General features: G+C 57.6%; 13 protein-coding genes, 1 tRNA gene and 1 pseudogene. 3 read left to right on the top strand and 12 right to left on the bottom strand.

The genetic code is table 11. From position 1 onward, the window contains the following. Positions 1-271: 271 nt before the first annotated feature. The 12 genes and pseudogenes from AB4N53_RS14445 to AB4N53_RS14390 form a co-directional block, all read right to left on the bottom strand. Positions 272-634, bottom strand: a pseudogene (locus AB4N53_RS14445) (histone-like nucleoid-structuring protein, MvaT/MvaU family). 66 nt (positions 635-700) lie between these two features. Continuing rightward, entirely contained in the window at positions 701-889 is a 189-nt protein-coding gene (locus tag AB4N53_RS14440; RefSeq protein ID WP_253481988.1) for a hypothetical protein, read from the bottom strand. 65 nt (positions 890-954) lie between these two features. Further along, entirely contained in the window at positions 955-1935 is a 981-nt protein-coding gene (locus AB4N53_RS14435) for a chromosome segregation protein SMC (RefSeq protein ID WP_460121285.1), read from the bottom strand. A gap of 90 nt (positions 1936-2025) precedes the next feature. Further along, positions 2026-4938, bottom strand: a complete 2913-nt coding sequence (locus tag AB4N53_RS14430; protein ID WP_460121283.1) for a DUF927 domain-containing protein — start codon at positions 4936-4938, stop codon at positions 2026-2028. Beyond that, positions 4935-5207, bottom strand: a complete 273-nt coding sequence (locus tag AB4N53_RS14425; RefSeq protein WP_253481995.1) for a DUF3077 domain-containing protein — start codon at positions 5205-5207, stop codon at positions 4935-4937. Before AB4N53_RS14425 ends, AB4N53_RS14430 begins: the two co-directional genes overlap by 4 nt. Continuing rightward, positions 5204-5488 carry a hypothetical protein gene (locus AB4N53_RS14420; protein ID WP_253481997.1) on the bottom strand — a complete coding sequence of 95 codons (285 nt, stop codon included), beginning with the start codon at positions 5486-5488 and terminating at the stop codon, positions 5204-5206. The genes AB4N53_RS14425 and AB4N53_RS14420 overlap by 4 nt, the downstream gene beginning before the upstream one ends. Then, positions 5488-5646, bottom strand: coding sequence for a hypothetical protein (locus AB4N53_RS14415; protein WP_253481999.1), 159 nt, complete (start codon positions 5644-5646; stop codon positions 5488-5490). The genes AB4N53_RS14420 and AB4N53_RS14415 overlap by 1 nt, the downstream gene beginning before the upstream one ends. Positions 5647-6022: 376 nt before the next feature. Then, complete coding sequence (locus AB4N53_RS14410) at positions 6023-6328, bottom strand: hypothetical protein (protein WP_460121280.1); 306 nt, start codon at positions 6326-6328, stop codon at positions 6023-6025. Next, positions 6325-6606 (bottom strand): helix-turn-helix transcriptional regulator, encoded by a 282-nt coding sequence (locus AB4N53_RS14405; RefSeq protein WP_085641060.1) that lies wholly within the window; start codon positions 6604-6606, stop codon positions 6325-6327. Before AB4N53_RS14405 ends, AB4N53_RS14410 begins: the two co-directional genes overlap by 4 nt. Before the next feature lie 100 nt (positions 6607-6706). Further along, positions 6707-7546 carry a hypothetical protein gene (locus tag AB4N53_RS14400; RefSeq protein WP_460121278.1) on the bottom strand — a complete coding sequence of 280 codons (840 nt, stop codon included), beginning with the start codon at positions 7544-7546 and terminating at the stop codon, positions 6707-6709. A gap of 279 nt (positions 7547-7825) precedes the next feature. Beyond that, a complete protein-coding gene (locus AB4N53_RS14395; RefSeq protein WP_460121276.1) occupies positions 7826-9067 on the bottom strand; it encodes a tyrosine-type recombinase/integrase in 1242 nt (413 codons plus the stop codon). Between the two features lie 164 nt (positions 9068-9231). Continuing rightward, positions 9232-9316, bottom strand: a tRNA-Leu gene (locus AB4N53_RS14390). A 108-nt stretch (positions 9317-9424) separates the two neighbouring features. Here AB4N53_RS14390 and queA point away from each other — a divergent pair. Genes queA through yajC form a run of 3 tightly spaced genes read left to right on the top strand, consistent with a single transcriptional unit; the run spans position 9425 to position 12001 of the window. After that, entirely contained in the window at positions 9425-10489 is a 1065-nt protein-coding gene (gene queA, locus AB4N53_RS14385; RefSeq protein WP_460121274.1) for a tRNA preQ1(34) S-adenosylmethionine ribosyltransferase-isomerase QueA, read from the top strand. 14 nt (positions 10490-10503) lie between these two features. Then, positions 10504-11619, top strand: coding sequence for a tRNA guanosine(34) transglycosylase Tgt (gene tgt, locus AB4N53_RS14380; RefSeq protein WP_460125464.1), 1116 nt, complete (start codon positions 10504-10506; stop codon positions 11617-11619). Between the two features lie 43 nt (positions 11620-11662). Continuing rightward, positions 11663-12001, top strand: a complete 339-nt coding sequence (yajC, locus tag AB4N53_RS14375; protein ID WP_016773317.1) for a preprotein translocase subunit YajC — start codon at positions 11663-11665, stop codon at positions 11999-12001. The last annotated feature ends 40 nt before the right edge of the window (positions 12002-12041 follow it).

The raw sequence follows: 12041 nt of genomic DNA, 5'->3' as shown, positions 1-12041 counted from the left end.
GTACGGATCGAGTGCAGACCTTGGGCTAGGTTTTAGCTTTTTATAATCTGTCTCTCGTCGCTTGGCCCTATTTGTTGGAATGTAACAATTTAGTTTGTGTTTATAAGGGTTCTTGAAACGTGGGATAGGCGATTGAGTAATCATTTTGATGAATGTAAGTTTTGTTGTTTTTTTGTCTTGTGGTCATAGAGTTATTCTCAAACAGTTTTGATAGTAAAACAGATAAAGCTAATGTAAAAAAAGGGCCGTTAGGCCCTTTTTAGAAGGTTAATTACTTGCGCACCCAGCTTTCAATAGTTTCGGCTACGTGTTTGGTTTTCACTCTTTAAGTGTCTCGCGATTGCCACCTTTAGTTTCAACCATTTCGCCGGTGTGGATTCATGTAATTCTTCAGTTTGCGAGGTCTGCGAGTGCCATGCTTAAAGGTTGAAGCCTGACTGCGCTCGGTGCTCTGCGGATCTAGCAGATTGATGATGTGCTTTAGGCTGAATCCGTAGTGATCCAGTAGGTTACGGAGTTTGGTCTCGAACTCGATTTACTTTTTCAGCGCGCCGTCGCTCTTTAGTGTTTCCAGCGTCTGAAGCTGCTCGGCCAAATGTTTTTCCAGCTGACGATATTCGGCAAGTTTGGACATGGGATCTTCCTGATGAGCGATTTGAGGGTATTTATCTTAATCGTACGACAGCTTATGAGGTTATCGTTACGGTCGGCCTTTCAACTTGCTTTCCACGTAGCTCATTTCGTTTTTGATCAGATTAATGGTGAGTGCCTGGACCGTTGTGGCCTTTCCGGTTTTGATGTCGACAATTTTCAGCAGGGCGGCCAAATGCTCTTTGCGCGCTTTCAAGGTGTCTCTCCAGCTCGCGCTGCTTCGGATTTGAGTGATCATGATCTTCGTCCTGACGTTGTTCTAAACAGCCTACTTGCGCAGGCTGTTTCAGGTGGCTCAGCGCGTTACAGCGAGAGAATGTCTTGTACGCTGTACTGGCCGGATCGCTCCGACAGCTCTCGACTGCCCCATGTGTCGAAACCTTCACCTTCTTTAGGAAGTACTAGCCTTCTCAAGCTGAGTTGATCGCCACCGAGCATCCGTTGGACAGCCCACAGCTTGGCACCCATATTCATTAGTGCCTGGGCTTTTTCGTTCCATTGCTCTTCCAATACCTTCTCAGCCAGCAACATGGCTGTTCTCTGGATGGCAAGGTGTTCCTTTTGCGCCTCGGCAATGTGCTGTTCCACGATAACCAGTTCCTGTTCCAGCGCGGCGATGATCAAGTGTTGGCGCCGATTGTGCTCGGTTGCAGTCGCGAGGTTTTTCGCGGCTTTCTGCGCGTCTGTATTGGCGTTCTTTTCGCCCTCGGTATCGCCCCAGGCCACCGCCTGCGCATAGGCGGTGGCGGCATCGGTTTCGGCTTGCCGGGCCTTGGCCATGTCTTCTTCCGCTTGCTGCTGGATCTGTTCCAAGCGCGTGCTGAGGCTGTCGCGTTTTTCGTTGAGTTCTTGCTCGTCGGCTTTCCAGTTCGCCATCGATTCGGTGTAACCGGCCATCAAGGTTTCGTGGTTGAGCAGTTGCTCGCGTCGAGTGATCTGAGCATTGAGGAGCCAGGCATGGTGTTTACTGGAGTCGTACGGAAGTTTCAGCGTGTTGTACTCACTGCGGATTTCACGCAGGCGATCCACGTCTAATACTTCGTCGCCCTCCAGCAAGGCTTCCAAGGGCGCTATCTTGGCGTAGTGCTCTTCAGCCGCCCTCAGGTATTTATCACGACGGGTGGTCAGTTGGTCGATCTCATCGATCAACCGTTGCTTCTTCTCGCAGTTAGCGGCTGCGAGAGTGCTATCCGAATTCGGCAGTGAAAGTAAGATGGCCTCGCTGCAGCCCAGTTCGCTGGCTAGCAGTTCATGTTGTTCGGTAGAAGCTTGGAATTCGTTCATCTCTCTTGTTCCTTCAAATTGGGTTTGGGTTGAATGACGGCTGGCGAGGCCGGGAATTAGCCGGCGCTACCTCGATCAGCAGAGATGCCCTCAGGCAGCCCGAGCCTCGCTCTCATCCTTTCCCGGAATCGTCTTCACGATGTAGCAGCGCTGCGGCCCCAGACCGGGCAACCGGACCAAACTCGATGCCTTGCCGTCGCTAGCCGGTTCCAGCACTCCGCGCTGCAGCAGTTCCTTGTTCACGGCGTTGATGTTCATGCCCCGGAAGATCTCGGAGCGCCACGCCTCAGGCAGCACGTAATAGGTGTTGGTGGTGTGCATGGTGTCGCCCATGCCGTGCTCCAGCGTTTTGCGAAAGCCGAGGCGGTCGATGGTACGAGGGCCGTGTTCATCGATCTTGGCCGCCGCCGATTCCCACCGTGTGAAGCGGCTTTCACCAAATCGCTCGATGACTTGCCGCAGACGCGCCAAGATCGCATCGCCTTCGAAGTTGCCGGCACCGCCGCGCTCGTTGAGCCAAGCGTTCAAGCAAACGCGAGCAGCAGTGGTGGCGGTCCCGTCCGGCCAGCCGGTGATGCCCATAGCGCTGGCCAACTCGCCCGCAGCAGCCGCGAGACCAAAGCGCGCCGCGGCACGGTGTGCCTGTCCACTGGCAGAGGCGGGCAGCGCTTGGGCAACAAATCCTTCCAGCGTGCGGCGCAGGATTGCCGCCCAGCCGTGGCGCTTGCCGGGTTCGCACAGCGCGGTCAAGAACGCGGTGAGCGGCGTGCCGTAGTAGTTCGCCACGCGGGCTTTGAGCGCGTCGGACAGTGCTGCCGCGTCTTCGAAACCGTTGAGCGTGTCGAACATGCCGAGGCCTTTGCTGGCATCGGCCGGGACGGCGAGCATGCGCACCTCCATGCCCGCTTTTAGCTCCTTGTTGGCTTCTGCCATGTGCTGCGCCAAGGTCTTCTCGCCCGTGGACAAAAACAGCAAACGCCACTCCTGCACCTGTCGGCCTGCTTGGCCTCGATCATTGGCGCGAGCTTTACCGGTGCCATTGCCGAGCATGTAAACCGTCTCGCCGATGATGCGCGGATCGCACATGCCGATTTCATCGAGTACCAGGAGGCCGTCCGAATGTGCTGCTGCGATAGATTCCAGCGCGTTATCAGTCGAGCGCCACGAACGCACCAAGCGTGGTCCGCCGTAGACCGAGGCGGCGACTTGCAGGTGAGTGGTCTTGCCGCCGGAGCTGTCGCCGTAGAGGTGAAAGCCACCTGACTCATGGCCAAGCATGTGCAGCAGGGGACCGGCGAAGGCTACGCCGACGACAAACGCCAAGCGATGGTTGCCGATGCACAGCGCGCCGATCTGCTGTTGCCATTGCTCCAACGTGCCCGCTTCGCTGATCGGCGGAAGTTGCGCGCCGGCTTCGTAGAAGTGCAGGTGTTCCGCGTGCATGCCGACCTGCTGCTCGGGCAACAGAAAGGCGTTGTCATGCCAGCCCAAACGGGTGACCAGTCGCGCACGTTGAGCACTGTCGAAGCCGCCCAGGTAACTCTGCAGATCGTTGCGTGCGTTTCGTCCCGAGCGGCTGCCCGCCAGACGCAACCCCATGTCCACCAACGGGCCGAGCACGTCCTTACCGAAGTCGCCGGTCATGGTGCGCGCCGGAATGTTCCAGCGTTTCTTGGTCCCGTCGGGGTCGTCGAATTCGACCAACAAACCCCAGTTGTGGCCCTTCTCGTCACGGGTACGCGCAAGGATTGCCAGTGGCGAACACACCGGGCGTGCTTCGCCGTCGTCGCCGGCATAAAACACACCTTCGGGCGTCAGGCGAAAGCCTCCCGGCATCAGGTCGCTTTTCGATTTTGCCGGTCGCTTGGCCGCTGCTTTGGGTTTCGCTTCCGGTTCCGGCTTGGATTCCACCTGGGTAACTACTGGTTTTTCTTCGATTACTCCGAATAGCTCGCCGCTGCTTTCCAGTTCGGCGAAGTGGCCGGCGGTCCAGCCTTTGCTGAGTGCATCGGCGGCATCGTCGCCGTCATCCCATTGACCACCTTTGGCAAACGCGGCACGGTCGTTTTTCAGCGTCGGCTTGCGTTTGAACACCTCCAGTGCGATGACTCGGACCGAAGCGGCGCCGATTTCCCGCAGCTTCTCGGCGACAGTGTCCATGCAGGCTTTACCGCTGTCGTCGTTGTCCGGCCACAACAAAACGTCGCGTCCCTTGAGCGGCGTCAGTTGTGCTTTGTGCCAGGAGTTGGAGCCGTTCGGCCAGCAGGTGGCCACGTAGTCCGACAGCAACTCGGCGGCGGCATCCGCAGCTTTCTCGCCTTCGCACAGAACCACCGGTGCGTCAGCGCGCTGGGCCAGTTCATCAAGACGCAGCAGCGGACGCGGATCCGGCAGACCTTGCCAGCGCCATTGCTTGGTTTGGCTATCGGCACGCTGACACCACGTCAGGGGCGCAAAGACCTTCTTCGGCTTGCCGTCTTCATCCGGGCCGAGGTCGAAGCGATACAGCGCCATGAGGGGCTGACCCTGCGCGTCACGGTAGATCCAGACCTTGGACGGCACACCGTGATCACGGTGCTTGGCCGGGCACTTGTTCATGGCCTCGTTTGGGATCGGCTGGATGGCGTTCCATGTCGCGGCCTTAGGTTTGCTCGGGGCGGCTTTGATGTTGGCGGCGCCGGGCGCAACGTTCAGCCAGTCGGCCAGTTTGTGGCAGGCTTCAACGTCGGTGCCGCCGTCGAGATAGCGCACCAGATCGATCAGGTCGCCGCCTTTGTCGCCGGTGGCAAAATCTGCCCAGGTGCCCTTGTTCAAATTGACCTTGAGCGAACCGGCGCGCTTGTCGCTGCGGGTAGGATTCGGGGCTGTGTATTCCTTGCCGCCGTCCACACGCTTGCCGTTGGGCAGCCAATGCGACAGGACACGCTCAATCTCTTTCAGTGCGGCGGCTTTCACGTCGGCAAAGCTTGGGCGTTTCGCGGTGCTGTTCGGGCGCTGGCTCATGTGTCAGCCCTCGGCAGAAACAGCGCGTCGTTGATGTCATCGATCAACGCTTTGGCCATCTCGCCCAGGTACAGAGCGGGCCAACTGAAACGCTCGCCGCGGTCACTCATGGCAGCGTCGAAGTTGAGCTGGTTCGCGTGATGTTGCAGCAACGACACCATCTCCAGTGCATCCTCGACGGGCACACCGGCATTGACGCGAAACAGCTTCAGGTCAGTGGCGTTAACGCGGGAAAAGGTGGCGTGACCCAGCGTGGTGGAGGTGGTCATAGCGCACCGCCCTTCTGCACTGCAGGCGTAGAAGTGTTGTCACCGTGCATGGCCAGCGTTTTGATCAGGCCGAGGGTGCCGCGCACGTCCCAGAGGACGGCAGCAATGACGTGATTGGCAAGGCGCGAGGATTCGTTTTCGAAGTGATCCTCAAGCAACGTCAGCACCGAGTCAGCGCGGTCGATAGCGCAGGTGATGGCGTCGATAGGTACGCCGGCTTCGGCAGTTGGGTTCACGCAAAGCAGGTTTTCGGGCAGGGCAAAACTCAGTGAGTTGTTCATTAGGCACCGCCTGCGGTTTCGAGCGCGCGGGCTTTGGCCATGTGAGCGTTGTAGCGGGAGAGGCGTGTAGCGAGGCTGGAGTTGGCGTGTAAAGCGGCGAGAGCCATTGCACGATGTGCAGCGGCGCGAATTTTGGACGGATTGAGGGCGTGTTGCATTTGTGAAGGCTCCTTGTACTGAGGAACCGCCACCGTCTGCCGCCAAGCAGATTAGGGTGACGGATTGCGCAGGATTGGCGGACCGGCGTACAAGGAGACCGGCGCACCCGAGGGTGCTCCTACGCAACCCGCCATAACACGGGAATGCGGGCACAAAAAAAGCGCCTGCAATCGTAATGGGGGCGCTGTTGCGCCTTGTACTGTATGGACCGCCAAGCCCAATCGCTGAATTTGCAGCGACGCCCAGAGAGTAACGTCCGTTTTTCCAAAGTGCAACTGCGCTGATGGCTTGCGGTTTTTTCAGGTGCGGCATAAATTGTTCGTGCATGTAGATTTACCTCAACGCCTCCGGATCGCCCCCGGAGGCGTTTTCGTTTCAGGCATGGGCTTCCCAGCGCAGGGAGAGAAGGGGCAGAAATCCGCCGCTGAGCATGGAGCGGGCGTTTTCGTAAGCGTCGACCTGCTGGCCTTCGTCGACGACAACGGCCCCGATCTTTTCGCAGTGGAGGGAGAGCGCGCACCATGTGCCGTCGGCCCAGCTGAGCACGCTGACAACGCGACCTCGCCTGTCCTGCTGGCTGCGGTAGCGTTCAAGACGCTGCATGACGCGAGACGAGAAACCGATCCGACGCAACACGGAAAAGGGGTGCATCAAAGCGTTGTTTGCAGTCTTGTGGCTCATGCAGCCACCTGGTCACGTGCCTCGATGCGGCTGCGCGCCCACGCTTGAACTTCGGAAAGGACCCAGGCGACAGGGGCGCCGCGTGCGTTGCTGTTGCTCAGTTTTACGGGCTGGGGAAAGCCGCAGTCGGTGCGCTGCATCAGTTTGTAGATGGTCGAACGCTTCATCCCCACGATGCCTTCCACTTCCCGCATGCGGATTAGAGTTGAAGCGGCATCAAAAAGTGAGGCGGCGTTGGCGGGCGTCTTACGGGGGAAATCGGTGACAGAGGTGTTCATAGGTATTGCTCTCGATTGATTTGGACAACGAGAGCAATGGTCTAGAAATTGGTCGGCGGTGAGCAGTTCACTTCCATTTGAAATGACATTGAAATATCGGTCACACCACAAAGTTGCGCTTGAGGATTCCCTCCACGCTTTTGCGGGTTAGCGCTTTTTCGGTTTCCATTGTCACCCACTCAGCGCGCTGTTTGAGTGGTTTGGACACCTCCCGTTCCAGCCAGGCGTGAACCGCCGTGGTCACGTTTCGCCGTGACATTCCGCTAGACACGTAGTGTCGACCTTGCCTAATGATTGCTGTATCCCGTGCGCCGATTTCTTCGTTACGCTCCATTCCGCTGATGATGCCGCCCTTAGTGCGGATAGCGTTCTCGATTGCCCTGTAAGCGATTGGGGTCAGCTCGTCACTGATCAAGCAGGGTAGGGATGTTATGGGCTCCAAAAACAGCACGTATTGGTCCAATGCTTCAATACGTTCGTTAGGATCGACCTGTCTTTCCACAACCTGACAATAAAGATCCCACGGCCAATCCGTCGGAGGCTCGGCAACATGTGACCAAGCCTCTTGTTCGGTGGAGCGCATCCAGTCAGCTAAGGCGCTCAGCGCTTTTACTGCGCAGGCCATGACGTAGGCTGCATATGCCTCGCGTTCCGATGCCGAATGACACTTGCTGTATTGGCGAACCCAATGCGCGAGACGGTTTTTTTTGTCGGTTGAGGCGTACTGAAAAATAGCCTCCTCATGCATCGTTGTCTGGATGCACATGCTCCTCATGTCGCTGCTGATGTCGCCGGTCTGGATGCGAACGCAGCACTGATTGATCAGCTCGCACACGTCAGTGATCTGTTCATTGCAGAACTCGTAGAGTGGCTGCTCTGAGAGATATTGGATCAGGCCAGCGGTTAGCGCCGAGTGCAAGATCGGGTGGGTATCAATCATGCGAATGGCTCTCGACTTGCAACGCACTGTCCCGCGCCCTGCGAGTTTGAAGCATAGGCAGCGAGATTTGCGCTGTTGCCAAGTGTGAGGATTGTCGGCCCGCAGCGGGCAAGGGGTTTGTCGCGGCGTTACACAATCGGCGTGCGTTACATCGAATGTACGGAACTGCGTGCTGAAGTGTAACGGGATTGAAAGCCAATGAATCCGGGTGTTTGGCCGGCACAGTTACACGAGTAACACCCGTAACATGGATTTTGACGGTGGTACGGATAGATGCACTCATACCGCTTTCCCAAATTGTCCCTTGATCACCTTTTCGCATGCCAACGCATCAAGGTGATCTGCATACCACTGCATCATCTTCACTCTGTGCTCTAGGTATTGAGCCTTGTTGTATACCCCGGATATTCCCTCTTCTTTGTGAGCAAGCTGCGCTTCGACATGCTCTTTCGGCCAGCCGTGTTCCCTGAGCAAAGTGCTGGCGGTGTGACGAGTCCCATGACCAACCAAACGGCCTTTGTAGCCAATCGTCGCGAAGACTTTGTTGATGGTGTTTTCGCTAATCGTCGGATTCTTCGCGCCCACTCCGGGGAATAGCCAGCGACTGCGACCTGTTAGGCTGTGAAGTTCTTTGAGAGCGGAAAGCGCTTGCTTGGGGAGTGGACAAACAAAGTCCCTGCGCATCTTCATCTTGGCGGCAGGCGTCGTCCATATTGCTTTATCAAGGTCGAACTCTTTCCATTCAGCTAACCGAACCATGCCCGGTCTCGATGCGGTCCAGATACAGAGCCATGCTGCAGTTCGGGCCGTCAGCCTGCTGGGAGTGTTTTTGAGTGCATGGAGGAACTCTGCCAGCTCAGGCTCCAACAAATGAGGATGTTGCTGAGTCTTTGGGGCTCGAGCTGCAATATCTCGTAGGCGACTGCCCGGATCGTTTTCCGTGAGACCTAGGCCGATGGCACGCCCGAATATCTGATTGATCCAAGTGCGGCACTTTTCCGCCACGTTGTGTGCGTCTCGGGCTTCGAGAGATGCCTGAAGTTCTGCACAGTCGGTACGAGTGATTTCGTCAAGGGGCTTATCTCCCAGCGCTGGGAGTATGTCTTTGTCGAGGTAAGTGCGGATTTTGTTAAGAGTGGAGGGCGCGAGTCCCTTTTCTTCCTTGGCCTTGAGCCAAGCTTCAGCTGCGGCTCGGAAGGTCCGAGTCCTGGCAGCATCAATTGCCGCTTTGGCAGAGCGTTTTTGCTCGAGAGGATCGGCCCCGCTGCTCACTACCTTGCGCAGTTCAGCAGCTTTGTCCCGTGCCAATGCACCGCTTACTTCTGGATAACCCCCCAGCCCCATCCAAGCCCAATTGCCCGCCGGACGTTTGTAGCGGAGCTGCCAGGATTTACCACCGTCAGGTTTAACCCTGAAGTAGACGCCATTTCCGTCCAGCTCTCGGTATTCCTTTGATTCCGGCTCCAATCCCGCAAGTGTCGTGTCAGCGAGAGGGCGGCGCTTGATGTCTGCGCGCTTCATCCTTGTATCCCAAAGTTCGGTATTTTTCTCAGGATACAAGCAGGGATACAGGGATACAACGGATAAGGGGAGACAGGGGTAGACAGACAGGCACAAAAAAACCGGCCAAGTGGCCGGTTTCTCTGGGTCTGAGAGGCTGGTAGAGACTCTCAGATACTGCTATGTGGTGCCCCGAGGGAGACTCGAACTCCCACTCCTTTCGAAAACGGATTTTGAATCCGCCGCGTCTACCAATTCCGCCATCAGGGCTCAATGGCGGCGAAGTATAGAGAGGTGATTACCGTTGGTCAATCACGTTTCATGGTCAATTTTTGATATTTCCGCTAGACTTTCCGGCCCTGCTAGACGAACCCCATCATGCGCGTTGCTGACTTTACTTTCGAGCTTCCTGATTCGCTGATCGCCCGCCATCCGTTGGCCGAGCGTCGCGGTAGTCGCCTGCTGACCCTTGATGGGCCGAGCGGCGCCCTGGCACACCGTCAATTCACTGATTTGCTTGAGCATTTGCGCCCGGGCGATTTGATGGTGTTCAACAATACCCGGGTGATTCCGGCGCGGCTGTTCGGGCGGAAAGCGTCCGGCGGCAAGCTGGAAATTCTCATCGAGCGCGTGCTCGATGCGCACCGCGTGCTGGCCCATGTGCGCTCCAGCAAGTCGCCGAAACCGGGTTCGAAGATCCTTATCGACGGCGGTGGCGAAGCCGAGATGCTGGCGCGTCATGATGCGTTGTTCGAGCTGGGGTTTGCCGAGGAAGTCTTGCCGCTGCTCGACCGTGTCGGGCACATGCCGTTGCCTCCTTATATAGACCGTCCGGATGAAGGCTCGGATCGCGAGCGTTATCAGACCGTGTATGCCCAGCGTCTGGGCGCGGTGGCGGCGCCGACGGCGGGGCTGCATTTCGATGAGCCGCTGATGCAGGCGATTGCTGCGAAGGGCGTCGAGACTGCATTCGTGACGTTGCACGTCGGCGCGGGGACGTTCCAGCCGGTGCGTGTCGAGAAGATCGAAGATCACCATATGCACAGCGAGTGGCTGGAAGTCGGCCAGGATGTGGTCGATGCAGTCGCTGCGTGCCGTGCGCGTGGCGGTCGGGTGATTGCGGTCGGCACCACCAGCGTGCGTTCGCTGGAAAGTGCGGCGCGCGATGGTGTGCTCAAGCCGTTCAGTGGCGACACCGACATTTTTATCTATCCGGGCCGGCCGTTTCATGTGGTCGATGCCCTGGTGACCAATTTTCATTTGCCGGAATCCACGCTGTTGATGCTGGTTTCCGCGTTTGCCGGTTATCCCGAAACCATGGCCGCCTACAAGGCCGCCGTGGAAAACGGCTACCGCTTTTTCAGTTACGGGGATGCGATGTTCATCACCCGCAATCCCGCTCCAACTGCCCCTGAACAGACAGGCCCAGAGGAAACAGAATGAGTCGCGAATGTCGAATGTCCTTTGAGCTGCTGGCCACCGATGGCAAGGCTCGTCGTGGTCGCCTGACCTTCCCCCGTGGCACCGTCGAGACCCCGGCGTTCATGCCGGTCGGCACTTACGGCACGGTCAAGGGCATGCTGCCGCGTGACATCGTCGCCACCGGCGCGGAAATCATTCTGGGCAACACCTTTCACCTGTGGCTGCGTCCCGGCACTCAAGTGATCAAGGAGCACGGCGACCTGCACGATTTCATGCAGTGGAAAGGCCCGATCCTCACCGACTCCGGCGGCTTCCAGGTGTTCAGCCTCGGCGCGATGCGCAAGATCAAGGAGGAGGGTGTGACCTTTGCTTCTCCGGTCGACGGCGCCAAAGTGTTCATGGGCCCGGAAGAATCGATGCAGGTGCAGCGCGATCTCGGTTCCGACATTGTGATGATCTTCGACGAATGCACGCCGTACCCGGCTGACGAAGACGTCGCGCGGGTATCGATGGAGCTGTCGTTGCGTTGGGCCCAGCGTTCGAAGAATGCCCACGGTGACAACAGCGCAGCGCTGTTCGGCATCGTTCAGGGCGGGATGCATGAAAACCTGCGCATGCGCTCGCTCGAAGGCCTCGACAAGATCGGCTTCGACGGCCTCGCCATCGGCGGTCTGTCGGTGGGCGAACCGAAGCACGAAATGATCAAGGTGCTGGATTATCTGCCGGGCCAGATGCCCGCTGACAAACCTCGTTACCTTATGGGCGTTGGCAAACCGGAAGATCTGGTTGAGGGTGTGCGCCGCGGGGTGGACATGTTCGATTGCGTGATGCCAACCCGTAATGCCCGCAATGGGCATCTGTTCATCGATACCGGTGTGCTGAAGATCCGTAACGCGTTCCATCGCCATGATGAATCGCCGCTGGATCCGACCTGCGATTGCTACACCTGCCAGAACTTCTCGCGTGCTTATCTGCATCACCTGGACAAGTGCGGCGAAATGCTCGGCAGCATGCTCAATACCATCCATAACTTGCGCCATTATCAGGTGCTGATGGCTGGTTTGCGCGAGGCTATTCAACAGGGTACATTGGCCGCCTTTGTCGATGCCTTCTACGCCAAACGCGGACTTCCCGTCCCGCCTTTGGACTGAGTTTTCTGACCCCAAGATTCAACATTTGCAACTGGAGTGCTAAATGAGCTTTTTTATCTCTAACGCCATGGCTGACGCAGCTGCACCGGCTGCTGCAAGCCCAATGGGCGGCGGCTTCGAGTGGATTTTCCTGGTCGGCTTCCTGGTCATCTTCTATCTGATGATCTGGCGTCCACAGGCCAAGCGCGCCAAAGAGCAGAAGAACCTGCTGAGCAGCCTGCAGAAGGGCGACGAAGTCGTGACCACTGGCGGCATCGCCGGCAAGATCACCAAGGTTGCCGATGACTTCGTGGTTCTGGAAGTGTCCGACACCGTGGAAATGAAGTTCCAGAAAGGCGCCATCGCCGCCACGCTGCCAAAAGGCACGCTGAAAGCGATCTAAGAGCAACAACTTCTACTCAATCGACGGGGCGCGCAAGGCG

Source organism: Pseudomonas sp. H3_E04, from assembly GCF_054668915.1.
This window is presented reverse-complemented; position numbering and strand designations above follow the sequence as displayed.

Excerpts from the sequence above, each read along its gene's own strand:
- AB4N53_RS14420 (WP_253481997.1), bottom strand. The coding sequence starts at position 5,488 with ATGAACAACTCACTGAGTTTTGCCCTGCCCGAAAACCTGCTTTGCGTG.
- AB4N53_RS14430 (WP_460121283.1), bottom strand. The coding sequence starts at position 4,938 with ATGAGCCAGCGCCCGAACAGCACCGCGAAACGCCCAAGCTTTGCCGAC.
- queA (WP_460121274.1), top strand. The coding sequence starts at position 9,425 with ATGCGCGTTGCTGACTTTACTTTCGAGCTTCCTGATTCGCTGATCGCC.
- tgt (WP_460125464.1), top strand. The coding sequence starts at position 10,504 with ATGTCCTTTGAGCTGCTGGCCACCGATGGCAAGGCTCGTCGTGGTCGC.
- AB4N53_RS14395 (WP_460121276.1), bottom strand. The coding sequence starts at position 9,067 with ATGAAGCGCGCAGACATCAAGCGCCGCCCTCTCGCTGACACGACACTT.
- AB4N53_RS14440 (WP_253481988.1), bottom strand. The coding sequence starts at position 889 with ATGATCACTCAAATCCGAAGCAGCGCGAGCTGGAGAGACACCTTGAAA.
- AB4N53_RS14405 (WP_085641060.1), bottom strand. The coding sequence starts at position 6,606 with ATGAACACCTCTGTCACCGATTTCCCCCGTAAGACGCCCGCCAACGCC.
- yajC (WP_016773317.1), top strand. The coding sequence starts at position 11,663 with ATGAGCTTTTTTATCTCTAACGCCATGGCTGACGCAGCTGCACCGGCT.
- AB4N53_RS14435 (WP_460121285.1), bottom strand. The coding sequence starts at position 1,935 with ATGAACGAATTCCAAGCTTCTACCGAACAACATGAACTGCTAGCCAGC.
- AB4N53_RS14415 (WP_253481999.1), bottom strand. The coding sequence starts at position 5,646 with ATGCAACACGCCCTCAATCCGTCCAAAATTCGCGCCGCTGCACATCGT.
- AB4N53_RS14410 (WP_460121280.1), bottom strand. The coding sequence starts at position 6,328 with ATGAGCCACAAGACTGCAAACAACGCTTTGATGCACCCCTTTTCCGTG.
- AB4N53_RS14400 (WP_460121278.1), bottom strand. The coding sequence starts at position 7,546 with ATGATTGATACCCACCCGATCTTGCACTCGGCGCTAACCGCTGGCCTG.
- AB4N53_RS14425 (WP_253481995.1), bottom strand. The coding sequence starts at position 5,207 with ATGACCACCTCCACCACGCTGGGTCACGCCACCTTTTCCCGCGTTAAC.